At 56.4% G+C, this 26,977-nt stretch carries 21 protein-coding genes and 2 tRNA genes; 18 read left to right on the forward strand and 5 right to left on the reverse strand.

What is annotated here, in order from left to right:
• Positions 1-175 precede the first annotated feature (175 nt).
• The 8 genes from prfB (at position 176) to AAC01S_RS05635 (ending at position 8,991) form a co-directional block, all read left to right on the forward strand.
• Positions 176-1,322, forward strand: a protein-coding gene (gene prfB / locus AAC01S_RS05600; RefSeq protein WP_174520826.1) for a peptide chain release factor 2 whose coding sequence is annotated in 2 segments (ribosomal slippage) — positions 176-253 and positions 255-1,322 — 1,146 coding nt in all. Because the reading frame shifts where the segments join, the coding sequence is not laid out codon by codon here.
• Positions 1,323-1,475: 153 nt separating this feature from the next.
• A complete protein-coding gene (gene zwf / locus AAC01S_RS05605) occupies positions 1,476-3,077 on the forward strand; it encodes a glucose-6-phosphate dehydrogenase (RefSeq protein WP_083511561.1) in 1,602 nt (533 codons plus the stop codon).
• On the forward strand, positions 3,078-3,716 hold the full coding sequence (locus tag AAC01S_RS05610) for a cyclase family protein (RefSeq protein WP_067620160.1): 639 nt from the start codon (positions 3,078-3,080) through the stop codon (positions 3,714-3,716). It abuts the gene before it with no gap.
• Positions 3,691-4,440 (forward strand): response regulator transcription factor, encoded by a 750-nt coding sequence (locus tag AAC01S_RS05615; protein ID WP_169794013.1) that lies wholly within the window; start codon positions 3,691-3,693, stop codon positions 4,438-4,440. The genes AAC01S_RS05610 and AAC01S_RS05615 overlap by 26 nt, the downstream gene beginning before the upstream one ends.
• A gap of 83 nt (positions 4,441-4,523) precedes the next feature.
• Positions 4,524-5,675: a sensor histidine kinase gene (locus AAC01S_RS05620; RefSeq protein ID WP_067620163.1), complete on the forward strand. Its 1,152-nt coding sequence runs from the start codon at positions 4,524-4,526 to the stop codon at positions 5,673-5,675.
• Between the two features lie 122 nt (positions 5,676-5,797).
• A complete protein-coding gene (locus AAC01S_RS05625; RefSeq protein WP_067620166.1) occupies positions 5,798-6,574 on the forward strand; it encodes an ABC transporter ATP-binding protein in 777 nt (258 codons plus the stop codon).
• Complete coding sequence (locus AAC01S_RS05630; protein WP_067620168.1) at positions 6,549-8,504, forward strand: FtsX-like permease family protein; 1,956 nt, start codon at positions 6,549-6,551, stop codon at positions 8,502-8,504. Before AAC01S_RS05625 ends, AAC01S_RS05630 begins: the two co-directional genes overlap by 26 nt.
• A gap of 410 nt (positions 8,505-8,914) precedes the next feature.
• Positions 8,915-8,991 (forward strand) — tRNA-Ile (locus AAC01S_RS05635).
• Positions 8,992-9,039: 48 nt separating this feature from the next.
• Here AAC01S_RS05635 and AAC01S_RS20175 read toward each other — a convergent pair.
• Positions 9,040-9,222, reverse strand: coding sequence for a type II toxin-antitoxin system HicA family toxin (locus tag AAC01S_RS20175; RefSeq protein ID WP_083511554.1), 183 nt, complete (start codon positions 9,220-9,222; stop codon positions 9,040-9,042).
• Positions 9,223-9,273: 51 nt separating this feature from the next.
• On the opposite strand from AAC01S_RS20175, the gene AAC01S_RS05640 reads away from it, so the two are divergent.
• Positions 9,274-10,059 carry an arylamine N-acetyltransferase family protein gene (locus tag AAC01S_RS05640; RefSeq protein ID WP_067620170.1) on the forward strand — a complete coding sequence of 262 codons (786 nt, stop codon included), beginning with the start codon at positions 9,274-9,276 and terminating at the stop codon, positions 10,057-10,059.
• A gap of 25 nt (positions 10,060-10,084) precedes the next feature.
• Here the strand turns inward: AAC01S_RS05640 and AAC01S_RS05645 are convergent, their stop codons facing one another.
• Positions 10,085-11,149, reverse strand: coding sequence for a glycosyltransferase family 2 protein (locus AAC01S_RS05645; RefSeq protein WP_067620172.1), 1,065 nt, complete (start codon positions 11,147-11,149; stop codon positions 10,085-10,087).
• Positions 11,150-11,268: 119 nt separating this feature from the next.
• Here AAC01S_RS05645 and AAC01S_RS05650 point away from each other — a divergent pair.
• Both AAC01S_RS05650 and AAC01S_RS05655 read left to right on the forward strand, forming a co-directional pair.
• A tRNA-Gly gene (locus AAC01S_RS05650) sits at positions 11,269-11,342 on the forward strand.
• 830 nt (positions 11,343-12,172) lie between these two features.
• Positions 12,173-12,961, forward strand: a complete 789-nt coding sequence (locus AAC01S_RS05655) for an SIMPL domain-containing protein (RefSeq protein WP_067620175.1) — start codon at positions 12,173-12,175, stop codon at positions 12,959-12,961.
• Positions 12,962-13,070: 109 nt separating this feature from the next.
• Here the strand turns inward: AAC01S_RS05655 and AAC01S_RS05660 are convergent, their stop codons facing one another.
• Entirely contained in the window at positions 13,071-14,579 is a 1,509-nt protein-coding gene (locus AAC01S_RS05660; RefSeq protein WP_067620178.1) for a carboxylesterase/lipase family protein, read from the reverse strand.
• A 30-nt stretch (positions 14,580-14,609) separates the two neighbouring features.
• Positions 14,610-15,773 (reverse strand): hypothetical protein, encoded by a 1,164-nt coding sequence (locus AAC01S_RS05665; protein WP_067620180.1) that lies wholly within the window; start codon positions 15,771-15,773, stop codon positions 14,610-14,612.
• Between the two features lie 181 nt (positions 15,774-15,954).
• On the opposite strand from AAC01S_RS05665, the gene AAC01S_RS05670 reads away from it, so the two are divergent.
• On the forward strand, positions 15,955-16,884 hold the full coding sequence (locus AAC01S_RS05670) for a manganese-dependent inorganic pyrophosphatase (RefSeq protein ID WP_067620183.1): 930 nt from the start codon (positions 15,955-15,957) through the stop codon (positions 16,882-16,884).
• 119 nt (positions 16,885-17,003) lie between these two features.
• Positions 17,004-18,026 (forward strand): ThiF family adenylyltransferase, encoded by a 1,023-nt coding sequence (locus AAC01S_RS05675; protein ID WP_067620186.1) that lies wholly within the window; start codon positions 17,004-17,006, stop codon positions 18,024-18,026.
• 41 nt (positions 18,027-18,067) lie between these two features.
• Here the strand turns inward: AAC01S_RS05675 and AAC01S_RS05680 are convergent, their stop codons facing one another.
• Entirely contained in the window at positions 18,068-19,066 is a 999-nt protein-coding gene (locus AAC01S_RS05680) for an SPL family radical SAM protein (RefSeq protein ID WP_169794014.1), read from the reverse strand.
• Between the two features lie 220 nt (positions 19,067-19,286).
• Between AAC01S_RS05680 and nadC the strand changes: the two genes are divergently transcribed.
• The 5 genes from nadC to AAC01S_RS05705 all read left to right on the forward strand — a co-directional run bounded on the left by nadC (position 19,287) and on the right by AAC01S_RS05705 (position 26,952).
• Complete coding sequence (gene nadC / locus AAC01S_RS05685; protein WP_067620312.1) at positions 19,287-20,129, forward strand: carboxylating nicotinate-nucleotide diphosphorylase; 843 nt, start codon at positions 19,287-19,289, stop codon at positions 20,127-20,129.
• Positions 20,130-20,164: 35 nt separating this feature from the next.
• Entirely contained in the window at positions 20,165-21,703 is a 1,539-nt protein-coding gene (gene nadB, locus AAC01S_RS05690; RefSeq protein ID WP_067620189.1) for an L-aspartate oxidase, read from the forward strand.
• Positions 21,704-21,770: 67 nt separating this feature from the next.
• Complete coding sequence (gene nadA / locus AAC01S_RS05695; protein ID WP_067620192.1) at positions 21,771-22,730, forward strand: quinolinate synthase NadA; 960 nt, start codon at positions 21,771-21,773, stop codon at positions 22,728-22,730.
• Positions 22,731-22,854: 124 nt separating this feature from the next.
• Positions 22,855-24,462: a glycoside hydrolase family 9 protein gene (locus AAC01S_RS05700; RefSeq protein ID WP_067620195.1), complete on the forward strand. Its 1,608-nt coding sequence runs from the start codon at positions 22,855-22,857 to the stop codon at positions 24,460-24,462.
• Between the two features lie 426 nt (positions 24,463-24,888).
• The gene (locus tag AAC01S_RS05705) at positions 24,889-26,952 is read left to right on the forward strand and encodes a peptide ABC transporter substrate-binding protein (RefSeq protein ID WP_306307169.1); all 2,064 of its coding nucleotides are present in this window, start codon (positions 24,889-24,891) and stop codon (positions 26,950-26,952) included.
• Positions 26,953-26,977: the final 25 nt, after the last annotated feature.

The following is a 26,977-nucleotide window of genomic DNA, read 5'->3' on the forward strand; positions in this document are numbered from 1 at the left end:
CGTTCGAGAGCCACGACTTTCGAGTGTGAATCGGTGGGGTGGGCGCGGAATTGACCGCGCCCGTCGTGCGTACATGCAGGTTGTGAGCTTGGCAATCACGATTTCCGAATCAATTTGATACAATAAGCAGCGGTGTGGGAATTGTCGTGAGAAGACAGAATGGGAGTGACTTGGTTTGGCTGAGACATTCGGTGAACTTCGCCAAGAATTGAAGACTATGGCTACACGGTTAGCGGACTTCGGGAGGTCTCTTTGACGTCCCAAACAAGGAAAACCGAATTGCGACGTTAGAATCGTTGATGACGGCGCCGGATTTTTGGGATGATCAAACGAAAGCGCAAAAGATCATCGGCGAGTTGAATGGCCTGAAGGCCGTCGTTGACAAGATGCGGGAAATGACGGCTCTGCATGCGGATACGGAGGTTGCCCTGCAGCTCGCGCAAGAGGAGAACGATCAGGACTTGTTCGCGGAAGCGAACGAGATGGCCGCGAAATTGCGTGAAGAAATCGATTCATTCGAGCTGGAGCTGATGCTGTCCGGCGAATACGACGCCAACAACGCGATTCTCGAACTGCACCCAGGTGCAGGCGGAACAGAATCGCAGGACTGGGCGTCCATTTTGCTGCGCATGTATACCCGTTGGGCTGAAGACCATGGGTACAAAGTGGAAGTGTTGGACTACCAGCCCGGCGACGAAGCGGGGATCAAGAGCGTCACGCTCATGATCAAAGGCCACAACGCCTACGGGTATTTGAAGGCGGAAAAGGGCGTCCATCGCCTCGTGCGCATTTCGCCGTTCGATTCTTCCGGCCGGCGGCACACGTCGTTTGCGTCCGTGGATGTGATCCCAGAGATTACCGAAGAAGATACCACCATCGAAGTCAGGCCGGAAGACCTGCGGATCGACACGTATCGATCCACCGGCGCCGGTGGACAGCACGTCAACACGACGGACTCTGCCGTTCGCATCACGCACTTGCCGACAGGAATCGTCGTGAGCTGCCAAAGCGAGCGATCTCAGATTCAGAACCGCGCGGTCGCGATGGACTTGCTGAAAGCCCGTCTCGCCGCGAAGCGGCGTGAGGAACGCGAGGCGGAACTGGCGGAATTGCGCGGGGAACAGAAGGATATTGCGTGGGGCAGTCAAATTCGCTCCTACGTGTTCCACCCGTATTCCATGGTGAAAGATCATCGGACCAATGAAGAGATCGGCAATGTCCATGCGGTCGTGGACGGTTTGCTCGATCCATTTATCAACGCGTATCTGCGCTGGCAACTGGCTCGTGAACAAGCTCGAGAGGCTGCGCAGTCAGACGCGTAAAGGCGTGATCGGCAGCAGGGAGACTTCGCCAGGGAATCCCTGCGTCTATCCATATATTACCTCTCGCCAACTGTATGATGAGGCTTCCTTGTTGTACAATGAGACGGGAGTATATAAGTGGTGTTTGAACCGATTGCGAATGGGATGGTTCGCATGGGAGCGTTCAAACAACCTACACGAGAGATTGGGGAAGTGGTTGGAGTGGAGAATCAGACACACGCTCGGCAATTGCCGCCAAATGTCTTTGTGCTGTTCGGTGCGACTGGTGACCTTGCGCACCGCAAGTTGTTTCCCGCACTGTACCAGTTGGAAAAGAAAAACCTGCTTCCAGATGGCGTAAGCATCGTGGGAACGGCGCGCCGTGACTATACGACGGAAACGTTCCGCGACGAAGTGCACAAGGCGCTCCTGTCCTTCATCAAGGAAGGCGTGGAGGAGGATGTGTGGAGCCGGTTTTCGCAGCGCGTCCATTACATTCCGGGCAATGTGGACAAAGAAGAAGATTTTCGCCGTTTGTACGACTTCGTGCTAGATATCGAAAAGCAAAAGGACCATGGTGGGAACCGTCTGTTCTATCTGTCGATGGCGCCTCGTTTCTTTGGCGAGACGGCATTGTTCTTGAAAAAAGTGGGTCTGGCGGACACCAAGGGGTGGCGTCGACTCATTATCGAAAAGCCGTTCGGTCACGACTACAAGTCGGCTGCCGAGCTCAATGAGCAGTTGGCGTCGGCGTTTGCCGAAGAGGAAATCTACCGGATCGATCACTATCTCGGCAAGGAAATGGTGCAAAACATTGAGGTCATCCGTTTTGCCAATTCGATGTTCGAGCCGCTGTGGGACAATCGATCCATCGCTTCTGTCCAAATCACGTCGAGTGAAACGGTTGGGGTCGAAGACCGCGCTTCGTACTATGAGACGTCTGGCGCACTTCGCGATATGGTCCAGAACCACATGCTGCAGATGGTCATGATGACCGCGATGGAACCGCCAAGCCGCCTACATACCGAAGCTATCCGCGACGAAAAGGTGAAGGTGCTTCGTTCGTTGCGCATGTACAAGGAAAACGAGGTCGCCGACTACGTCGTACGCGGTCAATACAGCGCTGGCGAGATGAATGGCAAGCCTGTGCCGGGCTACCTCGAAGAACCAGGTGTTGCGCCTGATTCCAAGACCGAGACGTTCATCGCGGCGAAGCTGTTCATCGACAACTTCCGCTGGGCAGGTGTGCCGTTCTACATCCGTACCGGTAAGCGGATGCCCGTGAAATCGACCGAGATCGTGATCCAGTTTAGAAACATGCCGAAACACCTGTACTTCAACCAGGACGGAAATCTTGGCCCGAACCTGTTGGTCATTCGCATCAACCCGGTTGAAGGCATGTATATGCAGATGAATGTCAAACGGCCCGGCACCGACAACGTCGTCGTGCCGATCGCGATGGAATTCAGCCAATCGGCAGACAAGTCTCCGGAAGCGTACGAGCGCCTGCTGCACGACGCGATGTTGGGCGATTCGACCTACTTCACGCGTTGGGACGAAGTGTCTCTTGCATGGAAATTTGTCGATCCCATCGCGAACGCGTTCCAGAACAACTCGGTGCCCTTGCACACATATCCGGCAGGCCAGTGGGGACCGCAAGCGGCGCACGATCTCGTCAAAGAGCAGCCAGGGCTGTGGTGGCCGTTGTACGGTTCGGAATCACCGACATCGAATCTGGAGCATGCCAAGGGCCAGCCTATCGAGGTGAAACGATAAATGGCGAAGATGTACGACATCAGCATGCTGATTCATCCAGACATGCAAGTGTACAAAAACAAGGACGAAAAGCGTCCTTCGTTTGAGACGACATCGGATTTTCAAACAGGCAGCGCGCATGAGACGAAGATCCACATGGATGCGCACACAGGCACCCACATCGACGCCGAGCTGCACATGGTGCCGAATGGTCGGACGATTGAGGCGGTCGGATTGGAGAAACTGGTCCGGACCTGCCGCGTGATCGATCTGACCGGTGTCACCGGCGGCATCACGAAGGCGGATCTCGAGCCGCACCAACCGAAAGCGGGCGAATTCCTGCTGTTCAAGACACGCAATTCGTTCGAGGAAGAATTCAACTTCGAATTCGTCTATTTGGCTGCCGATGGCGCAAACTATTTGGCTGACATCGGAATTGCGGGCGTCGGCGTCGACGGGCTTGGCGTCGAACGGGCGCAGCCCGATCACGAAACGCACGTCGCGTTGCTCACGAAGGACATTGTCATCATCGAGGGACTTCGCCTGAAGGATGTTTCACCAGGCGAGTACTTCATGGTCGCACTGCCGCTGAAGATGACAGGCATCGATGCCGCTCCAGCGCGCGTGGTGCTGTTTGAGGGCGTTGGCAGCCTTGGCTGACGCGATTCAACCGCCGTTTGTGGTGGCGGTGATTGAAGACGACGAACAATTGGCGAGCGCTTTGGCTCGCCAATTGGCGCGTTACGAGTTTGAGCCGGTTTTGCTGGATTGCCGCCAAGATCTGGTGGCCGCTGTGGGTGAAACGTCACCGCACGCGATTCTGCTGGATATCAATTTGCCCAAATACGACGGATTCTATTGGTGCCGCCGTATCCGCGAGACGAGCGTGGCGCCCATCATCTTTGTGTCGGCACGAAACGCTGGGATGGATCAGGTCTTTGCCCTCGACAACGGCGGCGACGACTATGTCGTCAAACCGTTCGACATGGATGTGCTGGTCGCGAAACTCCGCGCGCAGATACGAAGAGCGTACGGAGAGTACGCGATGCAGCCCGAGTCGGTCGCGACCCGAAACCGCACTTCGGACGTCTTGGTCTGGGGCGAAGTTCAACTGAACCTTCGCCGCATGCAGGTTGGTGTTGAGGGGCAATGGACAAGCCTGACCAAAACAGAGTTGGAACTTCTGCGCATGCTGATGGAAGCCAAAGGCGGCGTGGTTTCGCGGGAAGATTTGCTCAACGCAATTTGGGACGATACGGACTTTGTCGACGACAACACGCTCACCGTCAACGTCGCGCGCGTGCGCAGGCGGCTCGCGGTACTTGGCGTCGAGGATTTGATCCATACGGTTCGCGGTGCAGGTTATCAATTGGCTTCGCGCTAGACATATCAGGCATAGGCCGCCGGTTATCCATCCAGTCGCTCACGTCATTCACCAGCGGCGCTGACGAGGGAGATGGCACGCGTATGCCCACACTTCGACTCTATCTTCGCGACATCTGGATACCGTACAGCCTGACCGTGATCGGCGCGCTGTTCGGAATCGGTGTGGTCTGGCTGGCCGCCATCGGTGCCAGTGGCCGCGCCCATCCTATCGACCTTTGGGATATTCTCTACGGACTCTTTCTCTCCATTCTTGCCTCGAGTTTCGGTTTCACCATGCATTACGTGCGGCGCCGCCGGTTTCTGTGCGCTGTGCTCACACAATTGGAATCGCTGCAGGCCATCGACGAGGTCGAAAGGTTGAAACGAGTCGCGATCTCGCCGGAACACAGCCGGATGATCGAACTGTTGGACTTATACACAGTCAAGTTCCGGGAAGATTTGCAGCGGATCGAAGCGAAACGGCTGTTCTATGAGCATTTCACCACGCGTTTTGCCCATCAGATGAAGACGCCTTTGACGGTGCTTCGCTTGCTTGAGCAGGAGCTGGCGGCAGAAATGGAGCGCGTAGAATCCACCGACTTGCGCCAGATGGTCGATCCGGTGTTCACAGGCATGAACACGGAGTTGGCGAAAATCGAGACGACGCTCGACACCATGCTCTACACTGCGCGCCTGCAGTCGTTCTCGTTCGATGCGCACATGTCCAGGTTTCCTCTGGAGCCGTTCCTGCGCAAACTGGTGAACGAACACAAGACCTCGTGGATTGCCCGCAAAATCTACCCGCGCATCGAGATGGCAGGAAACAGCGACATCCATGTGACGTCCGATCCGAAATGGCTGCACTTCGTCTGCGATCAAATTGTCCGAAACGCCTTGCAATACGGATATCGCGTCGACGAAGCTGGCAGGGCGACCGGGGAATCGGCCGCCTTTGTCATTTCTGTTCGCCATGTGAACGAAGCGACGCACATCGAGTTTCAGGACGAAGGGATTGGCATGAGCCGTCGCGATCTGCTTCGCATGTTTGAACCGTTCTACACTGGAGAAAACGGGAGATCCCACTCGCGATCCACCGGCATGGGCCTGTATCTGGTGTCTGAAGTGGCCCAGCGCTTGGGCTTGAAGGTCAGTGCCAAATCCGAGCTTCACAAAGGAACGACCGTGACTGTCACCATTCCCTCCGCTTCGTTTCTCGAGCCGTATCGCCGTTCGTCGAACGTGACAAAAATGTAAGGATGCCTCCGTTCATTGTAAGGTTCGGACAGGGCGCCACCGGCCATTGGCGCGCGACAATGAGCGCAAGACGAGCTTCGTTTCGCGTCTTCGCGCGAATGGAGAGAGGAGTGGCACACGGTATGGCGGTACTTACGGCAAATGGATTAGTCAAAATATACGGCAGTGAGCCAGGCGCGCTGGTTCACGCGTTGAACGGGATCGATCTCGCCATTGAACTTGGCGAATTTGTCGCCATCATGGGACCGTCCGGCAGCGGCAAGACGACGCTGCTCAACATCTTGGCCGGATTGGACAAACCGTCCGGCGGGCAGTTGGTCATTGACGGCGAACCTGTGCAGGCGCTCTCTGGCGACGCCCTGGCGTTGTTTCGGCGCCGCAAGCTAGGCTTCGTCTTCCAGGATTTCAACTTGCTCGACACACTCACACTCGCCGAAAACGTAGCCTTGCCGCTGGCGTTGGACAGGCGCCCTGCGCGCGAGGTGCGCAAACTGGTGGAGGGCGTCATGGCGCGCTTCGGACTGGAGGAGAGCCAAGGCCGCTATCCGTATGAAGTGTCGGGCGGCCAACAGCAGCGGACTGCCGTGGCCCGCGCCATTGTGCATCAGCCCGCGTTGGTCCTGGCGGACGAACCGACAGGCAACCTCGACTCCGCCTCGGCGCGCACTTTGCTCGAAACGTTCGCGACGCTGCACGCGGAAGGCAGTACGACCATCCTCATGGTCACGCATGATCCCATCGCGGCGAGCTACAGCGATCGGATCGTCTTCATCCAAGACGGGAAAGTCTACAGCAGGCTGGAGCGCGAAGGCACGCGGGAAGCGTTCTTTCAGGAGATTTTGCACACGCTGTCGATCCTGGAGGTGAGCGGCGTTGACATTCGGCCAACTCGTCCGTAAGAACGTCATTCGGCAAAAGCGCCTCTACCTCGGCTATGTCGCTTCGTGCAGCGTGTCGGTGATGACCTTGTTCCTGTTCATGAACGTCGCGTACAATCCCGCCGTCGTTCACGGCTTCATGCCAAGTGCCGCGCGTGTCATTATGCTCGCCAGCGGCTGGATTGTCGGCTTGTTTTCCGTGTTCTTCATTTTTTACTTCCATGCCGCGATGCTCCGACTGCGTGGGCAGGAGTTTGGCGTCCTACAGGTGCTTGGCACCACGCCCAAACAGCTCGGGCGCATGGTGATGCTGGAGAGCGTTCTGGCGGACGGCGTTGCGCTCGGGTGCGGGCTCCTGCTGGGCCTTCTGTTCACCAAGCTGTTTCTGCTGATTCTCGGCGATTTGATGGCGCTTCCGAGTGAAATCCCGTTCGCTGCGCCAGCGAGATCGTGGCTGCTTACTTGCGTGGTCTTCATCCTGATCTTCGCGTTCGAAGCGTACTTGATGGCGTCGCGGATACGAAGGCGCGGGCCCAAAGAATTGATTGTCGGCAAGCGATCCCGCCAGAAGCCGCCGCGTCCTTCCATCCTGTTGTCGCTGCTCGGCATCCTGCTGCTCGCCCTCGGCTACTATTTGGCCATTGCGCGCAGCATACAGACGCTCGCCAGCCTGATTGGCCTGCTCGTCATCATCGCGTTGGTGATTGCGGGAACGTATCTCGTCTACACGCAGGGACTGGTGTGGCTGCTCATGTACTTGCGCCGCCGCGTGCAAAGCGGCGTCAGCGTTCTGATTGTCAGCCGCCTCGCGCATCGCATGAAAGATCACGCCAGGGCGCTCACCGTGATCTCCACGCTGTCCGCCGTCGTGATGACGGCATCGGCATCGCAGTTGGGGCTCCTGTCCGTTCTCAAGCAGGGCGAGGCCATACGCGAACCGTTTGCGGTCATGACCTGGACGAACAGCGCTCATCCCCTTGCCCTGGCACCAAGGCAAATCACGCAAAAGCTCCAAGCCGCCGGCGCTGGTGTCACCATGCAGTTGACAGGCACCGCACTGGAGGGCAGTCTGCAACAGCCCAGTGCCGCGAAAGGCACGCGTTCGGTGACGGTTGTCTCGGCATCCACCTTTGAGGATTTTGTCGACGCGATCCGATCCCATGGCGCGGACAGAGGCGCCTCGTATCCGAATGTCCCTCATCTCAAGCCAGGGCATGCATTGTATGTGGCGAGCTTTCCCCTGATGACGCCGACCCAGTTTCACTCCACGCCCACAACATTGCGCGTCGGGACTGCCGACGAGGAGCCCCTCGTGGTCGACGGGCAGATCAATGAACGAACGTTCAATTTCGGCACCACTGCGGTCAGCGACTACGTGTTGATTGTCTCCGATCCTGATTTTCACCAACTCGCCGCCAAAGCGCCGAAGGATTCGGTATGGGCGGTGCACGGCTGGATGGCCAGCGACAGGGCTCGCGCGTCGTCCGCCTTCGGCACGCAACTGCCGAGTTCCCAGGTATCGGTCGTCGAACCGACGGACGTCAGCACGCTGCGCCTGTTCTCGACGATGATCTTTGCAGGGATGTTTATCTCCCTGATGATGCTGCTCGCCTGCGGCAACACGATCTACTTCCGACTCTTGAACAATCAGGCGGAGGATAGAGTCCAGTTTCGCGCGCTGCGCCGGACCGGCATCACGCACAGGGAACTCGGCCGCGTTCTGACCGTCGAGTTCAGCGTCCTGTTCTTCTTGCCCTTTCTGCTCGCCGTGTTGCATACGATCGCGGCCGTGATCGACTACCGTCACGTGTTGATGGTCCCCGGCCGGCTGTGGCCGATGTGTCTCGCCGTCATGCTGGTCTATTTCGGGTTCATGATTATCTACTTCGTGATCGCCCGCTTCACGTATCCCCGGCAACTGCGAATCGACCAACCGAATCGCACCCGATAGCCGATCCGGGTTCGGCCGGGCGGCGGGACAGCGGGACGGTGCCAGCCAGTTGGCGAGGTCTCGCTGTCCGCCCGGATGTTGGCGGACACGTGTCAACTCACGTAAAAATCTTACCGAACATGAATGGCTAACTCGTTTAAATATTTAACCCACTCCCTAATCCTTTCGAAGGATGAGTGGGAGGGGTGAATGGCCGAAGAATAGAGGGGAGGAGTGAAGCGGCTTCCCTGTTGTCCTGCCCGTGGGGCTTTTGGGTAACCGTTTGACCACCTTCCCTTTGCTTCAATCCATGGAGCGGGTTCGGGCACCACAGGGCAATACCCTTTCGGTAAGATGTTAGCCGAGCGATCACGGGGCATTGTCGTCTGGGAACCAGTATGGTACACTATAAGTCGCTTCGTTTACCATGCGGGCCCATAGCTCAGTTGGTTAGAGCGGCCGGCTCATAACCGGTTGGTCCTAGGTTCGAGTCCTAGTGGGCCCACCAACCAACACAGCTTCGGTTCGAAAATCCCTTGAGAGATCGGGGGATTTTTTAATTCCAACCGGGGAATGTGATAAGGAAGTTACAATTAAGACCGCAGAGGCTGTGATGCCTTTCGAGGACCCACTCGAAAGCGAGTCCCGATTGTTTTGCGATGCTTCGTAGGGTCTTCGGGTCAAGATCGTCTTCCGGATGGGGTACAGTTACCTTGCCCGATTTGGAATTTGTGTACATCGCACTTATTATAAAATAGGGTTACTTTGGGTGCTCAGGAGACGACAAATCATGAACGATGTCACCACGCTGTTTCGAACCAGAATCGGTGTCCCAACAACTGAACGCGTGGCTTTTGAGAACTTGGATATGATGCTTGAAAAGACCGCTAGATCGATCCCATTTGAAAATTTGCGTGTCATACAAAACGCGACAACGAATATTACACCTGGCAATTTGGTCGATAAGATCCTTCATCGACACGAGGGCGGCTTGTGTTATGAATTAAATACTCTCTTTTATCTGGTCTTAGTTGAAAATGGATTGGATGCGAACCTCGTCCGTGGCATTGTCTATGACCACGCCGCTCAACAGTGGAGTAAATCTGGGAAAACGCACGTAACGATCATCGTAACGCACGATGGTCAACGATATCTGGTTGATACTGGATTTGGCGGTAACCTGCCGCTGAAACCTGTGCCGTTGCGTGGGGATATTGTTAAATCGAACAATGGGGAATTCAGGGTAGAAAAGGCGAACAGCGAGTATGGCAATTATGTTTTGTCCATGAAGTTAAAACATAAGGATGACGATTGGAAACTTGGCTATGCTTTCGATTCCGAAAAAGTCATGAAGGATTTTTCAGAGCTTGATGAAATACAAAAAGTGATATTGGAGCATCCGGCCTCACCTTTTAACAAGAGACGGTTGGTGACCAGACTTACAGAACGAGGAAACATCGTTCTAACGGATACTTCGTTTACGGAGAGAGTCGATGGAGACGTGCGAAAAATCGAGATCGACAACATAATGTTTGAGGAACTTCTTAGGGACAAATTTGGCATGGAGAGTCACTGAGCCAGAATTCATTTCGCTATGAAAGCTAAGACGTGGTCTCCGCTGCTTTAAGGTATGCTAAGATTTCCTGCATTTCACTTCGGAAATAGACTTCCTCATCGGGGCTCATGTTCGCCTTCGCCAGCGTCAGATAATGCAGCGCCTCGTCTCTTTGGCCTAGGCCGGCGTGTTCGCGCCCGATGTAAAACAGCGTTCTTGCATCGTTCGGATGATCGTTCAGGTCTCGAAATAACAGTTCCAGGTTACGTTCACACTTCGCTTTCGTGTCTATAGTGGCGGGATCGTATCCGAAGTGGTTGAACCGAATGCGAACCAAGGGGCGGCGCACATCGGGCGAAGCCGAGTCTTCGACAGACGTTGGAATTTCGTGGATGCGGCGCGTCCAGACAGTTCTGCCGTCGTTTCGAAACATCCTGGCTGGACCGTTGGGTGTGACACGCCCGCTTACGTAGTTGAGTTGAATGCACAACACGATGGGATTCCACGGACAGTCGGCGTACAGGCCGGCAACTTCTCTTACGGCAGGCACATCCGGTGTTACAAGAAACTCGTCGGAATCGACCGCGAGCACCCAGTCGCACGAGGAGAGAGATAGAGCGAAGTTCCTGGCTTTTGAAAAGTCCTCAACCCAGTCGAAATGGTGAACTTGAATCCCGAAGGATTGTACGATCTCGATGGTGTTATCTGTCGATCCGGTGTCAACCACGACGATTTCATCCACTGCGTTTTGCAACGCGCTGAGGCAATTGTAAATTGTCGATTCGCTGTTTTTGGTGAGGATGTTTGCGCTGACCGTCGACTTTGGAACTTGCAAGAGTTTCTTTACCCGCTCATCGTCTCTGCCTGGAGGCAGTTCCGCCGCTTGATGACAAGCTTTTTCGAGGTCTGCTGAAAGCGGATCGAACAACCAGGCGCGTTCGAAGCAAAGCCGGGCAGTTTGTGCACGTTGAAGACCAACTAAAGCGGTACCCAAGAACGCCCATGCTTGTCCATCCAGGCGATTATGGGAGATGCGCTCGATACAAGCGTATCTCACGCCATCAAATTGTCGCTTTAGAATCATAGTTTGGATGTCTTCGTTGGATTTCATCGGCAACCTCCGACAGCTTGGTCTCTCAATGGTACCAACTTGCAAGGCGCAAAACCAGTTCGATCCGCTGGTTGACATTTGTTTATCTGCCGTGTATAGTGAATGAGCATCAATTTTGTGCGGGTGTAGTTCAATGGTAGAACTCCAGCCTTCCAAGCTGGTAGCGTGGGTTCGATTCCCATCACCCGCTCCAAATGCATTTGAAGGGATCCCAGATGGGGTCCCTTCACTGGTTTACAGAGGTTTACAGTGGTTTACAGAGGAATCGCTCCGTTTCGGGTGCAGCGGCGGCGAATAAGCGGCTCGGGGCGGCTTAAGTGTGTCGAATCGTCGCAGTTGCGACAAATAAGCGGTCCAGCACCGCTTAATGGGCTGGAGCCAGACCATTGCGGGGGCACCTGGGGCAAATAAGCAGCTTTGGGCCGCTTATTTGCTTTCGATCCCGCCGCTTCGCCGAAATAAGCGGCCTTGGGCCGCCTAATTGCCCGCGCCCCCTTGCCAGCCTCCGCGCCCCCTGCCAGCCTCCGCGGCTCTGCCCGCGATCCCCTGGCCGCCTGCCGCGATCGCGCCGCTGCACGATTCCGGGCGAAGGAGGCGGCGGCCATCGTGATCGCGCCGCTGCACGATTCCGGGTGCAGCGGCGGCGAATAAGCGGCCCGGGGCGGCTTAAGTGTGTCGAATCGTCGCAGTTGCGACAAATAAGCGGTCCAGCACCGCTTAATGGGTTGAAGCCAGGCCATTGCGGGGGCACCTGGGGCAAATAAGCAGCTTTGGGCCGCTTATTTGCTTTCGATCCCGCCGCTTCGCCGAAATAAGCGGCCTTGGGCCACCTAATTGCCCGCGCCCCCTTGCCAGCCTCCGCGGCTCTGCCCGCGCCCCCTGGCCGCCTGCCGCGATCGCGCCGCTGCAAGTCTCTTTTCATACCTTCAACGCCCCCGTCCCGCCCGCCGCTTGTCACGCAAAGGCACTCGCCTTCGTCAAATGATTGTGAATTCATAATCTTTGGAAAAGGGGTCTTGCGGAATGGTAAAGCGCATGGTTGGGATGTTGAAGACTGGAGAGGGCCGATGGAAATCTCGATCCATCGTGGCTGCCGGAACCGCGGTGCTGTCCTTGGGCATGTTCGCGGGCACGGCATGGGCGATGGGGGAGCCGGAGAGCACCAGCAGCGGGATGGAGGTATTGGAGCCGAATACCGTAACGGTCGAAGGTGTCGCGTCAGAAGCCATCACGAATCCGGTGACGGATATCAGCTATTCGATGACGATCACGGATACTTCGGTAAAAGCGGAGATGAAGGATGTGACCACACTGGAGCAGCACGTGAAAACGGCGCTCAAGCAGGACGGTATTACGGGTGACGATATCCTGTTTTCGCCTCCGACGTTTTCTGCCGAAAATGGGGCGCAGATCGTGCTGCAGTTGAACGTGATCGTCCCGAAGAACGGCGAAGTGTCGAACGTGGTAGAAAGCTTGGGAGGTTATAATCCAAACTTCGTACAGAATAATTACATGAGTGAACAGGCGGTACCGCTTAATCCCGCGACGCTGTGGCCGGCGCTCTATCAGGCGGCCTTGGACAACGCGCGGACCCAGGCGATCACGTTGGCGAGCCAAGCAGATGAGCAGCTCGGGTCCGTGATCGCCCTCTCCACCGTATCTCCAAATGGCGTGGCGCCTCAGCTGTCGGGGCCGTACCCGTCAAGTCCGGCCGTCGCAGGGATGCAGCTTGTGTACACGAACGGGACCCAGGCTGGCCAGGTCATGGCGCAACTCTACGTGACGTACGCGCTCGTTGCGCGCAATTCGTAATTTTGCGCGGCCAGGAGCGGCCAGGAAGGCTGGGCTTCGATCTCGTGCCAAGGCGGCCTCCTGAATGCTTCAGTCTCTGTCCGACACTGCAGGCGGCCCGATCGGGACTTTACCTGTGCTGGAGCACTCGCTCCCAGACTTCGCGTTCTTTACCATATGGATCGTTCTCAAGACGCGTCTGCGTATCGAATACCATGGTTGGGCGCTCCGTCATATTGTAGCGGGGCCACTCGGGGATGGCTGCGTGATTCGGATTTCCGCGATGTGCGAACGCAATCCAGGACTGGTGCATTTCGTTCGCCAAGCGCGCCCGATCCGGCGACGATCCGGTCAATTGCTCAATGGCTGGGTCGCTGATTGTGTTGAAGACAAACGGCAGTTCCATCGCATGCGCGGCTTTATAAATCCCGCCGGCCGCCGTGCTTTGCCAGTCAAAGCGATACACCCACATGGGATGTCGCTCGGCTTGGTAGGCGGCCAGGATTTGAATCGGCAGCGCGAAGACGGCGTATGAGCCCAGTTGTGTGAGCCGATCCACGAGCGCCAAGCCGCTCGCTCCTTCGACGTAGAACGCCCGAAGTTCTGGTGCGATGGGGCCCCACAGATGTTCGAACGCTTGGATGAGGGCGTGATCGTCCGGCATATTGCGCCATCGATCATCGTTGGCGGTCCACAGGGTCAACTCGTTCAGATTGCAGCCAATTAGGGTAGGTACCGAATGGATCGATCCGCTCGTCAAGCTCTCCAGCAAGGTCTGTTTGATGGACACGCCGTCGACCATCGGGCGCCAGCGCATCATCGGGCTCTGGCTGATCGATTGGGAGGCTTGGACAAGCGCCTCGGCAGGCGCGTCGAGCAACGCTTGTATGTTTCCGTCTTCGAGTCCGAGATTGTGCAAGATTTCCCGCGTTCTGGCGGCAGCCGTCGCCGCGTCGCAAGCCTGCAGGCCGCCTAATGGCAGGCCGCTTTCCAAAATGGCTTGCTGAAACAGGCCGCGGGCCTGCGGCATGGTCATCAGCGTCCCGATGCTCATCGCTCCCGCGGACTCGCCGAACACGGTGACGCGATTGGGATCGCCGCCAAACGCCTCGATGTTGTCGCGCACCCACGCGAGCGCCGCAACTTGGTCAAGGATGCCGCAGTTTCCGGATTGCTGGTAGTTGGGTCCGACGTGATCGGCCAAGTAGAGAAACCCGAACGGACCGAGACGATAGTTGATGGTGACAAGCACGACATCGTTGGCGGCGAACGAGGTGCCGTCGTAGATTCGTTGCTGGCCGCTTCCGGAGTGGTAGGCGCCGCCATGAATCCATACCATGACAGGGCGGCGTCCGCCGTCCGGCTTCGGCGACCAGATGTTCAAGTAGAGGCAGTCTTCGCTCAACGTCAGGGATTCTGTTTCGTAGAAGGTGTTGGGCGGTTGCGGGCAAACTCCGCGAAACTGCGTGGTGTCGCGGATGTCATCCCAAGGCTCGGGTGGTTCTGGAGGCTGAAATCGCAATGGGCCGATGGGCGGCTTTGCGTACGGAATTCCGCGCCACACAAAAATCGAGCCTTGCTGCACACCTTGCACTTTGCCATACCGCGTTTCGACGACAGGTGATATGGTCGTGGCCATCGCGATGCTCCTTTCGAATGTCGAACCAGTCTATGATGCTGCAGGGACGCGGCGATCGCGCTTGCCCCGACGCAGCCATCCTTGAAGCTGTTCATACGGCGTTTGTCCGGTTGCCGGGAGCCACGCCAACGAGATGACGAGCAACAGAAGGGGAGCGCCCGAGTTCAAGTCTGTGCCTGCTCCGCCGATTACACCAAAATCTTGGCACAACCACCAAACGATCGCGAGCACAATCGCCGTGGACATGTGAAGCGCTCTCGTCTGCTTGAGCAAAAACCAACCTGCGAACAGGAGGATTGGGACGAGGACAAAGAGCGCGTTCCACCAAATTTCGTGGTGTGACACGGCGTTTGCCAAGAAATACAGCGGCTTTGACATCCACGTGGGTTGATGCATCTCAGCCATCGGCAGCAAAGCGTCCCGCAAGCTGGACGGACTCCAGTAGCCAAAACTCGGAAGGGCTTGGGCAATGCCGTCCCAGAGCCACTGTGCGGCGAACAACCAGGCAATGCAGAGGGATGCTGCGCCGCTTTCCCAGAAGCGTGCGGGCCGCAACAGGATCGCCGCAATGAATATGTAGAAGAGCACGGAGCCGGGACCGCCGGTCAGCCATGTCTCACCTGTGAAAATTTGCCCGAAGCCTTCGCCGAAGACCCAGACGATCAATCCCCAAACGATGGACGCGCGCAATGCCAATCGGCCCAGGAGTTTGGACGGGCCACACAGGATGCCTAAACCGATGAACAGTTGAATCCAGACGGTGATGGAATCCATCCCCAACGGTCGAGACTTGAACAACAGTACGCTGACTTCGAGAAAATTGTTGTATAAGATCGACGGCTGCCCCTGCAGGACAGGCTGAATCACGTTTTGCAGCATGCCCGTTCCAAGTGCGGGCTGGGCCTGCAGCAATCCGTCCAGCATCCACATACCGCCGATCCCGATGGTGAGCACACGCCGTCCGACGACAGCTTTTCGTGAATTCGGGCCGTTATCCGCGTCAATTTTCCAGGCTGTCGACGACGGCGTGAGTTGCAGTCCAATTTCAGCGATCACCTCGTGCCCGTGTCGTTTCCAAAATATCCAGAGCGCAACAGCGGCTGCGCAGAGTACGAGGATGATCAAAAACTCAATCAACAACAGATGATAGAATGTCGCGACCGTATGGGAAGGCGGCAGCATCGGCATGCCCATGATTGCCCGCTCCTTTGCGGCGATAGTCTGTGCAAATTGTACCACACAGCGCGACGCAAAGCCGTTCGCATTCGATATCCGAGTATTGTATTATGGAGTTGTCGGAATAAGTTGTGTCGTTTGGCAATGAACCTGCTATACTGTGTGTAGTTTGCAATACATAAAAGAGGAGTAAACACAAATGGGAAAAACACTCGTGTTTGGCCACAAGAATCCGGATACCGACGCTATCACTTCGGCGATTGTCTACGCGAACTTGAAGAATCAGCTCGGCGGTTCCGTGGAAGCCGTCCGTCTCGGCAGCATCAATCCGGAGACGCAATTTGTGCTGGATCACTTTGGCGTAGCCGCTCCGCGCCTCGTTGAAACCGTGGCGAACGAAGCTGACCAAGTGATTTTGGTCGATCACAACGAGCGTCAACAGAGCGCTTCGGATATCGATCAAGTCGAAGTGACGGAAGTGATTGACCACCACCGGATCGCCAACTTCGAGACGGCGAACCCGCTCTACTATCGCGCGGAGCCGGTTGGCTGCACCGCGACCATTCTCAACAAGTTGTACAAGGAACATCAAGTTGAGGTCAGCAAGGAGATAGCCGGGCTCATGCTGTCGGCTATCGTATCGGACACGCTGCTGCTCAAATCGCCGACCTGCACGCAGCAGGATGTTGACGCCGCACACGAACTGGCCGCCAAAGCGGGGGTCAACATCGACGAATATGGGCTGCAAATGCTGAAGGCAGGCGCGGACTTGAGTCAGAAGACCGTGGCCGAGCTCATTTCGCTTGACGCGAAAGAGTTCCAAATGGGAAGCCACAAGGTTGAGATTGCGCAGGTGAACGCCGTCGACGTCAACGACGTGTTGTCTCGTCAGGCTGAAGTCGAAGCCGCGCTGAATCGAGTGATCGCCGAGAAGGGCCTCGATTTGTTCTTCTTCGTGGTCACCGACATCTTGAACAACGACTCGGTCGGCATTGCGCTCGGCAAAGCCGCTCACGCTGTGGAAACGGCTTACGGTGTGACTTTGAGCGACAATCGCGCTGTTTTGAAGGGCGTTGTTTCGCGGAAAAAGCAGATCGTTCCGGTTTTGACGGAGACGTTATCCAAGTAACAGCGTCGCTATTACGCTGCTGCGGATGAAATCCTGGGCTGGGAGTTTGGAAGGGCGGCCATTCTGCAACGGAATGGCGCCCTTTTGCGCTTATCGCGATGCTGGTGGAAGGGGTGCCTATGGAGAGAGATAGATACTCTCGGCAAATCTTGTTTCGGCCGATTGGGCGTGAGGGCCAATCGAAGTTGGCGCAATCCAGAGTGGCCATTGTCGGGATGGGCGCTCTTGGTACCGTTTCGGCGTCTCATTTGGTGCGCGCCGGCGTTGGGTATGTTCGATTGATAGACCGAGACGTCGTGGAAGAATCCAATTTGCAGCGCCAGTCTCTGTACCTGGAAGCTGACGCCTTGCAGCACAGGCCGAAGGCGGAAGCGGCTGCGCAAATTCTGCGTGAAGCAAATTCGGAGGTCGTGATTGAGCCGATTGTGGACGACCTGCATGCGACGAACGCGGAATGGCTTCTCTCCGATGTCGACGTCATTGTCGACGGCACCGACAATTTTCAGGTTCGTTACTTGATGAACGACATCTCCGTGAAACACGGCATCCCTTGGTCCTACGGAGGCGCCGTGTCGTCGCACGGTGTTACGGCGTTCTTTCGGCCTGAACAGACGCCCTGCTTCGTTTGTCTATTTGGTTCCGACGCGTCGATGCCTGGGCACGACACCTGTGACACGGTGGGCGTGATTAGCCCCGTGGTGTCTATGATAGCGTCTTTGCAAACCGCAGATGTGCTCAAATACCTGACCGGAAACGAAGCAAGAATTGCGAATCGTGCCACGCATTTGGACGTTTGGGCGAATGACTACTATCATACCGAGCTGGGACAGCCGCGAGAGGATTGCCCATGCTGCAAGCACCACCAGTATCGCGCGCTCGACGCGAAATCTGGCGCGATGGCGGTATCGTTGTGCGGACGTGCAACCGTACAGGTCCGTCCGGACCACCCAGTCGCGATTGACATGGAGGCGTTCGCTCGAAGGCTTGCTGCATTCGGCAAGGTCAACTTCAATGGGCACATCCTGCGCTGCGAGCTCGACGGAGCGACGTTGACCCTCTTTCAAGATGGACGAGCACTCGTGCACGGTACAAGTGAGCCGGCAGTGGCGCGCATGTTGTACGCACGGTATGTCGGGATGTGACCGAATTCAACTGAACTCAACCGCATCCAGCCGGACCCGGCCTAAATTGGCAAGGTCAATTGGGTCGGACGGATTCTTTCCAACTGTTTCGCCTGCGCGTCGTTCGGCAAATGACCGGAATCCATACGGCTCTTGGACCGCAATTCGCCGTCGCTCGGTCGATGCGGCTTCGGATCAAATCCGTATCGATGCAGGTGTGGTTGAGCGCGGCGCATCACCATGTCGACGTATTGCCTGGGGGCGTAGGCGGTCTGATACAATTGGGTGTATCGCGCAACCAGTTCCGGGAAGTCGCGTCGAATTGCAGCCATGAACCACGGCTTAATCTCGGGAGCCAATCGCAGCACGGAGAGCATCACCGATTGCGCGCCGTGTTCTTGCGCCTGTCGCAGGACCTCTTCCAGATGCTCCGACGCATCTGTAATAAACGGCAGAATCGGCGCCACAAAGACGGTTGCCGACAGTCCGTCGTCGCGCAAGGCGGATACCAGACGAAGTCGGCTCATCGGCGAAGGTGTAGCTGGCTCGAAGGCGCGCCAAACAGCTTTGTCCAGCGTGTGAATGCTAATGTTGATGGAGTGAAGATTCATGTCTCGCAAAATATCGAGATCGCGCAAGATCAAGGGCGATCTCGTCGTGATGGAAACCGGAATGTGGTATTCTCGCAACACTTCGAGACACCCACGCGTGACACGCAGCTTGGCTTCGACCGATTGGTAAGGGTCTGTGGCCGTTCCAATGGCAATCCACCCAATCTCGTCGATGAGCGACTGCAGATCTCCCCGATGGTGTTTCAATCGCCTGTCGAGCTGCCTCCGCAGGACTTCCGCAGCGTCCTGTTTGACGAAAATTTGACTCCGAAACGAGTCATCCGCCGCCAGCCCCATAAATTGATGCGTAGACCGCGCATAACAGAAACTGCACCCGTGTGTACACCCTCGATATGGATTCAGTGACCAATTGAACGGCATGTGCTTCGACGCAACCCGATTCAACATCTGCTTTGCTTCCAACGGCACAAACCTTGGCGGCACGCGCATGTCCATCGTCCTTTCACAGGAATCCTCATCCCCAAGATGCGAACGTATGTTCTGATTGTAGCCTTACTGCGGAACGAATGCAATGCTCTCCGACACACACCCTTTTCGGACACATGATTAGACAGTGCAAATCAAAAATGTGTATGCTACTGTATATACATCTGGAAGATGAAGAATAAGAAGATTGGTTTGTCATGGCACGTGAACCGAGGTGGTTACCCTGTTCATCGATACACATACGAAGGCACTGATTCAACTCGCTCTGACCGAAGATCTTGGCCGGGGAGATTGTACGACCGAATCCATCATCGACGGCTCGGCAATCGCCAAAGCGATCGTATTGATCAAGGAATCGAGCCGGATCGCGGGCTTGCCCATCGTGCAACGCGTCTTTGAGGACGTGGATCCAGGTCTCGACGTGACGATGCTTGCGAACGACGGCGACGAGGTGGAGGGACGGGCCGCTGTCTGTGTCGTCACAGGCAAGGCCCAATCGATTTTGAGCGCGGAACGGACGGCGCTCAATTTTCTCGCAAGACTCACCGGGATCGCGACCAGGACGAGAGAAGCCGTTCGATTGCTCGACGGCACCGGTGCGGCACTGTTGGATACGCGCAAAACGACGCCGGGATGGCGCAGTATCGAAAAATATGCGGTGAAGGTTGGCGGGGGGCGCAACCATCGCTATGGTCTGGACGACATGGTGCTCATCAAGGACAACCACATCGCGATGGCGGGCGACATTCGGGAAGCTGTTCGGCGCGCGCGCCAACACGCGGCGCTGTCGCAGAAGATTGAGGTTGAGGTAGATACTTTGGAGCAGCTGGAAATCGCGCTGGAAAGCGGAGCCGATATGATTCTGCTCGACAACATGGACACCGAGACATTGCGGGAGGCCGTCCGGATCGCCGCTGGACGCGTGCCGCTCGAAGCCTCAGGCAACATGACCCTCGGTCGTCTGCGCGAGGTTGCGGAGACTGGGGTCAATTACATTTCCATGGGCGCTTTGACACATTCGGCGACAAGTGTCGATGTCGGTTTGGATTTGGAACCGGTGCGCTGAGCCGCCGACCTTCCCATACGAGAGGAGCTTGCCACATGAAGACGGAGTACGTCGATTACGTGGTTATCGGCCTAGGCTTGGCTGGATCGACAGTCGCATATGGCCTTTGTCGCCACGGGGACGTAGCGGTGCTCGCCAAAGGCGGCGCGGCGTCGACCAATTCCTACTGGGCGCAGGGTGGCATTGCCGCTCGCGTCGATCCGCTCGATCCTCCGCTCGCACACGAGGCAGACACACTTGCGGCCGGTGCTGGTTTGTGCCATCCCGCCGCTGTGCGGTTGCTGACGTCGCGATCGGCCGCGGCCATCTCGTGGCTGCTGGAGCTTGGGGTCGCGTTCGATCGCGACGCTGCAGGCAACCTCAGCACCGGTCTGGAGGGTGGGCACAGCCATCGCCGGATCGTCCACGCAGGAGGCGACGCGACGGGGCGCAGGGTGATGGAACGGCTGTCGGCCCGGCTGTCGGAGGTCGGCAATTTGGCCGTGTATCCGAATGTCGCGGTGACCTCCTTGGTGCAAGATGTCCATGGCCGCGTCGTCGGGGCGCTCGGGGCGCAGATGGTTGAAGGCCTGCCGAATCGCGCTTCGCCATCGCGATCTCTGTGGCTGGCCCGCAAAGGCGTCGTTCTGGCGACAGGGGGTATCGGCGGACTCTACCCGTATACGTCCAATCCAGAGGGCGCGACCGGAGACGGTTTGGCTTTGGCGTATTGCGCCGGCGCCGAGTTGCGGAACTTGGAATTTGTGCAGTTTCACCCAACCATTCTGAACGTTCCCGCGTCAAAGCCGCTGTTGATTTCGGAAGCGGTCCGAGGGGCGGGGGCGCGGCTTGTCGATTCAAATTACAAACCTATCATGCAGCAGCCCGCTGGCGATCTGCAGACACGCGACATCGTCGCCCGCGCCATCTTCCGCCACCAGCGCCTGCACGGCCCGGTTTTTCTCGACATGACGGGCATCCCCAACGTTCGCGAGAAATTCCCGACGATTGCGTCAGGCCTCGCTGACATTGGTTTTGATCCGATCACGTCGCCAATTCCCGTCACACCCGCCGCACATTTCCTCATGGGCGGCGTCCACACGGACCTGCGCGGCCGCACCAGCGTTCCTGGGTTGTACGCGGTGGGGGAAGTCGCCCACACGGGCGTACATGGCGCCAATCGGCTGGCGAGCAACTCGCTCTTGGAGTGTATCGTGATGGCGTTCGAGGCGGTCGCCGATCTCGCCGCAGCGCCCGGTGTGTCCCGCCTGGAACTGCCGGACGACATCTGTGACGTTTTGTCGCCCGAGCGCGATTGCGACGTGCTGGCTCGAGTGCAGGATCTGTTGTGGCGGCATGTCGGGATCGAACGCGAGGGCAGCGGGTTGCAGGCTGCCTTGGGCGCATTGGATCAACTTCGCGACACCTACCCGCAGTCGGGCGAAGTGTTGGTGGCTCGATGGATGGCGAAATGTGCGCTGGAGCGCGAAGAGAGTCGCGGAGCCCATTTCCGTGTCGATTTTCCACAGGAGTCAGCGGCTTGGCTCAGGGATACACGGGTGTCAAGTCAAAAGCTTGCGTACACGTCCGCGTGAAGCGGAATCGATTTCGGGTTGCGCGCCGAGGTGCGCGATTGAACCACATGCAGAGGGAGAGATGAAGATGTCCATCGCGGCACAGGATACTGCGATCGTCGAAGAGATTATGAGGTGGAAGCGGGATCGAAACGCGTTGATTTTGGCCCACAACTACGAACGGCCGGAAGTTCAGGACATTGCCGACATCCTCGGCGATTCGTTGGCTTTGGCGCGGGCCGCCGTCGATACGGACGCCGATGTCATCGTGCTGTGCGGCGTTCACTTCATGGCGGAAACGGCTGCCATTCTCAATCCCAGGAAGACCGTGCTGTTGCCGGACAGCGAAGCGGGCTGTTCGTTGGCGGACTCCATCACGGTGGATCAACTGCGCGCGTGGAAAGCGGAGCATCCGGGCGCGATCGTCGTCTCCTACGTCAATACGTCGGCAGAGGTCAAAGCGGAAAGCGACTACTGCTGCACGTCGGCGAACGCTGTTCAAATTGTGCAATCCATCCCTGAAGATCAAGAGATTCTATTTTGTCCGGACATGTTTCTAGGCTCCTACGTCAAGCGGATGACAGGCCGAGAAAATCTGCACATTTGGATGGGAGAGTGCCACGTCCACGCCGGTATTGCGCCGACGGACGTCGACGATGTGATGAAGACCTATCCGAATGCGCAGCTGTTGGTCCATCCTGAGTGCGGTTGTTCGACCTCCAGCATGTATTTGCTTGCCGAAGGGCTGCTGCCGAAGGACAACACACATGTGCTGTCGACCAGCGGCATGTTGAAGCATGCCAAGGAAAGTCCCGCGAAAGAGTTTGTCGTGGCGACGGAGGTTGGCATCATTCATCAAATGGAGCGCCAGAACCCAGAGAAACGTTTTATACCTGCCAACCGCAAGGCCGTCTGTCCGTTCATGAAGATGATCACACTTCCGAAAGTGCTGGATGCGCTCGTCAACCTCAAGACGGTCATCACAGTCCCTGAAGACACTGCGATGAAAGCGAGGCAGGCGTTGGATCGAATGGTTGCGATTGGATAGCGAATATTTTGACATGTATCCGGTTTCTCTTTTGGTATACAATAGACCGTGGTATCGTTACTAGTGCGTGTGAACTGCGGGATAATCCAATGGCGGGCTACGGCTTGCAGAAAGAGGAACTCGTATGCATGAATGGATTCATATCGATCAACTAGGGTATCGGCCTGGTGATCGTAAATATTGCTTTGTGACCAATCAAGGCGGTTCCTTTGAGGTGGCGACGCTGACGGGACAAGTCGTCTTCACAGGAGAACTCGATCACGCCACGAACGACACCCCTTCCGGCGAGTTGGTGTTCCGAGGCGACTTCAGTGCGCTTCGCGAAGACGGCACCTACGTGGTTCGTGTGCCGGGTCTCGGCCAGTCAGCGTCTTTCTCCATTTCCAGATCTGTCTTTCACGATTTGCATCTGGCACTTCAAAAGTGTTTCTACTACCAGCGCTGCGGCATGGATCTAGAGCCGGAGTTCGCCGGGCCATGGGCGCACAAAGCTTGTCATCTGAATCACGGCTTGGTTCATGGCGAACCAGCGCGATCACTCCCTTCGCACGGCGGGTGGCACGATGCAGGAGACTACGGTAAATACGTCGTCCCTGGAGCGAAAGCGATTGCGGACCTGCTGCTCGCTTACGAATTCTACCCGAACGCCTTTCAGACGCCTCTTCACATTCCTGAGTCGGGAAACGGCATTCCCGATGTGCTCAACGAAGTGCGATATGAACTCGAATGGATGCTGCGGATGCAGGACCCTGTCAACGGCGGCGTCTTTCACAAGTTGACGACACATCGTTTCCCGGGTCTGGCGGTCATGCCGGAGGAAGACGATGCGCCTCTCGTCTTTTCGCCCATTTCCTATACCGCGACAGGCACCTTTGTGGCATCGATGGCGATGGCGGCACGCGTCTATGAACCTGTCGATCACGACTTTGCCGCGACTTGCCTTGCCGCCGCGAACCGAGCCTGGACGTGGCTCTGCAGCCATCCGGAAACGCAGTTTCACAACCCGCCGGACGTCTTCACCGGGGAGTACGGCGACAGACAGTGTTGGGACGAGTTGTACTGGGCGAGCGCCGAAATGTTTCGAACCACTGGCGACAACCCATACCAAGAGGTGTTTCTCAACCTTTTAGCGGAGAAAGGATTGCCGCCAGCTTCCTTGGGCTGGGCCAATGTCGCGGGCTATGGAACCATCGCGTATCTGATGACGACCGCCGAGGCGGTGGATCGGAATACGCAAGCTCGGCTGCGGGCGCGCTGGTTGTCGGAAGCGGAGGACCTGGCCGAGCGGTCCCGAACGGACGGCTACCAGGTTACGCTGACCGTGGAAGACTACATTTGGGGCAGCACCATGGTGCTCTGCAATCAGGCGATGCAGTTGTTGATTGCCTATCGGCTTGACTCCAACCCGGCATTTGTTGATGTCGCAGCCCAATCTCTACACTATCTTGCAGGCTGTAATCCGTTGAATCAGTGCTATGTGACGGGATTTGGAACGAAACCGCTGATGCATCCCCACCATCGTCCGTCGATAGGAGATGGGGTGGAACAGCCTGTGCCCGGGATGGTGTCGGGTGGGCCCAACAAGGGGTTGCAGGATGCCATCGCGAAAGCGGAGTTGGGCGGACGACCGCCTGCGAAATGTTTCTTGGACCACCAAGACAGCTATTCGACGAATGAGATCGCAATCTATTGGAATTCGCCAGCCGTATTTGTCGCTTCACATTTCATTTAATAATTGGCCGACCAACAAACTAAAATGGTTGTGTCGGCCGTGTACGTTCCTGATTATGACATTTTTATAGTCTTTTAATATTATTTCTGGTCTTTCTAAGTTTTCACAAGCAAACCATGACAATAAGTGTACTTAAAACATCAAGGAATGTGAAATTAGACAATTGATTTACCTTGATGTCAATTTTATCTTTGATTTAAAGTTTGGAAACGCTCTCATGAAGTCTGCCTACAGCTGAACGATCTTGCATCTCAAGTAAACCTCCATGGGAAGCGGGAACGCGATAGCTGTAAGGGGGGTGGTGCAGACGTGGTCGCGCGCGAGCGACAACGTAAAAGGGAATGAATTTATGAAAGCGGTTTCCTACGGGGGTCGTGTATGCGTTTTTTGTCCCTTAGCAGACAGGAAAAATTACGAGGGGTGAGCGTGTTGGCTAAGTTTTCATTCAAGGCGCCTCTGGCAGTCATGGTTGCCAGCGGCACGACCGTCGCCGGTTTGGCGGTAGGTTTTAGCCCAGTTGCTTCCGCAGCGGCAGGGAATGGTGAAGTCACGATCACGGCACCATCCACGCCGGGCATTTCGTCGCTGGATCCATCCGCATGGGCGGCTCAAATCCTGGTGGACCAAGGCACGATTTTGGAAGGTCTCTATGGTTACAACCAAAAGAACCAAGTGGTTCCGAAGATTGCGTCAGGTTATAAGGTTTCCAAGGACGGTCTGACTTGGACGATTTACCTCCGTCACAACGCAAAATGGTCGAACGGCGATCCGGTCACAGCCAACGACTTCTATTACGCGTTCATGCGCCAATTGGATCCGAAAAACTCGCAAGCGCAGCTTTGGGCAGGCGTGTTGAACTATGTGAAGAACGGTTATGCCTACCACTCCGGCGGCGTGCCGGCGAGCGAAGTCGGTCTCAAAGTCGTCAATCCGTACGAATTGCAGATTACGACCACCACACCGCACTCCATTCTCGGCGAATTAGCGGTCTCCTCGGCAATGCCGCTCGACCAGAAAGCGATTGAAGCGAACCCGAACTGGGCAATGGGGCAAGGATGGGTCAGCGACGCGCCTTTCACTGTGAAGTCGTTCACACCAAACGGCACGCTCACGTTGGTCCGCAACACCAAGTACGTCGGAGCTCCGGGTGAAGTAAACGAAGGCAACGCCCAAGTCATCAACATTGTTCCGGGCACGACGGTCGCTGTCGAAGACTATATGGCAGGAAAAATTGACGCGGCTCTCGTCGGTTCATCTTCCGATTTGCAGTATATCAAGACACATAATCTCGACAAAAATCTTCATGAACAACCGGATAACTCGATGACCTACCTCGAATGGGACAACTCGGCTGTCTCGTCGCCGTATGACAAGGTGCAAGTGCGACAAGCCATCGCAGAGGCGTTGGAGCGCAAGCCGATTGTGCAATCCGTTCTCAGTGGTATGGGCGGCGTGACGACCAAGTTCTCGTATCCTGGTTGGGTGACTTGGAACGATACAAAGGGTCTTCCCGAAAACCTTGCAGATGCGAAGAAACTTCTGGCACAGGCCGGTTATCCAAACGGTAAGGGCTTGCCGCCGCTCTATCTCTATGCCGTGGTTCCCGCAGTGACGCCGCAGGCGATTCCGACCGCGGAAGCTGTGTCTGAAGAGTTGAAGGAGAACTTGGGAATTCAGTCCAAAATCATCCAGTTGAATCAATCTGACGACAACTGGCTGACGTATGAAGGACCGAAGGCGGGCATCCAGCCGGGCTACAATATCGGCGTCAGTTCCGCAAACTGGAACGAGCCCGCCGAGATCGACTTGGGTGGTTCGCAAGGTGTCTACTTCCCAGGCGACTATGGATTTACGCCAAAGCAAATTCAACAGGTCCTGTCCTGGTATAACAATGCATATGATCCGGCATCGGTCAAGAAGTACGGCGATCCCACGAAGTCGAGCGAAGGCGTGAACTGGAGCGACTGGACCGCACTCCAAAAGGCGGAACAGAGCGACGTCGCGTACATTCTCAAGTGGGAAAAGACGATTCCGAAAAAATGGTATGACATTCTCAATCCGCCAGGAGCCAAGAGCTATCAACAACAGTGGAATTCCATTGTTCAACAGTGGAAGACGGCGAAGACGGCTGCTGCGAAACATGCGGCATACGTGCTGGCGTGGGAATTCGTCGCACCTGAGTCTGCAACCTCTACGCGCGGCGGCATCAATACCGGCGCACTGGATGTTCAAGTCTGGTGGGACAAGAACGAAAGCAAACAGGTTGAGAACTGGAGAATGTGGCAAGCGTACATGGCGAACTCGCAGACCGACGCGCAGGCCGCTCCTTACGCTGGCGAGTTGTTGACCCAGTTGGATGAACAAGGATACGCGGTTCCGTTGTTCTACAACGAAACGTATTACCTGGAACGCTCCAACGTGACGGGTGTTCAGCCGAACCCATGGGCATGGGGCAACTTCTATCAATTCCAGTACCTGTCTGTGAAGTAAGTCGTCCATCTCATCAACGACTGAA

Source organism: Alicyclobacillus acidiphilus NBRC 100859, assembly GCF_001544355.1.
Classification (GTDB): Bacteria; Bacillota; Bacilli; order Alicyclobacillales; family Alicyclobacillaceae; genus Alicyclobacillus; species Alicyclobacillus acidiphilus.

Bases quoted from the DNA above. Each gene is read 5' to 3' on its own strand.
- zwf (WP_083511561.1), top strand. From the start codon at position 1,476: ATGGGAGCGTTCAAACAACCTACACGAGAGATTGGGGAAGTGGTTGGA.
- AAC01S_RS05610 (WP_067620160.1), top strand. From the start codon at position 3,078: ATGGCGAAGATGTACGACATCAGCATGCTGATTCATCCAGACATGCAA.
- AAC01S_RS05620 (WP_067620163.1), top strand. From the start codon at position 4,524: ATGCCCACACTTCGACTCTATCTTCGCGACATCTGGATACCGTACAGC.
- AAC01S_RS05625 (WP_067620166.1), top strand. From the start codon at position 5,798: ATGGCGGTACTTACGGCAAATGGATTAGTCAAAATATACGGCAGTGAG.
- AAC01S_RS20175 (WP_083511554.1), bottom strand. From the start codon at position 9,222: ATGTACACAAATTCCAAATCGGGCAAGGTAACTGTACCCCATCCGGAA.
- AAC01S_RS05640 (WP_067620170.1), top strand. From the start codon at position 9,274: ATGAACGATGTCACCACGCTGTTTCGAACCAGAATCGGTGTCCCAACA.
- AAC01S_RS05645 (WP_067620172.1), bottom strand. From the start codon at position 11,149: ATGAAATCCAACGAAGACATCCAAACTATGATTCTAAAGCGACAATTT.
- AAC01S_RS05655 (WP_067620175.1), top strand. From the start codon at position 12,173: ATGGTAAAGCGCATGGTTGGGATGTTGAAGACTGGAGAGGGCCGATGG.
- AAC01S_RS05660 (WP_067620178.1), bottom strand. From the start codon at position 14,579: ATGGCCACGACCATATCACCTGTCGTCGAAACGCGGTATGGCAAAGTG.
- AAC01S_RS05665 (WP_067620180.1), bottom strand. From the start codon at position 15,773: ATGGGCATGCCGATGCTGCCGCCTTCCCATACGGTCGCGACATTCTAT.
- AAC01S_RS05670 (WP_067620183.1), top strand. From the start codon at position 15,955: ATGGGAAAAACACTCGTGTTTGGCCACAAGAATCCGGATACCGACGCT.
- AAC01S_RS05675 (WP_067620186.1), top strand. From the start codon at position 17,004: ATGGAGAGAGATAGATACTCTCGGCAAATCTTGTTTCGGCCGATTGGG.
- AAC01S_RS05680 (WP_169794014.1), bottom strand. From the start codon at position 19,066: ATGCGCGTGCCGCCAAGGTTTGTGCCGTTGGAAGCAAAGCAGATGTTG.
- nadB (WP_067620189.1), top strand. From the start codon at position 20,165: ATGAAGACGGAGTACGTCGATTACGTGGTTATCGGCCTAGGCTTGGCT.
- nadA (WP_067620192.1), top strand. From the start codon at position 21,771: ATGTCCATCGCGGCACAGGATACTGCGATCGTCGAAGAGATTATGAGG.
- AAC01S_RS05700 (WP_067620195.1), top strand. From the start codon at position 22,855: ATGCATGAATGGATTCATATCGATCAACTAGGGTATCGGCCTGGTGAT.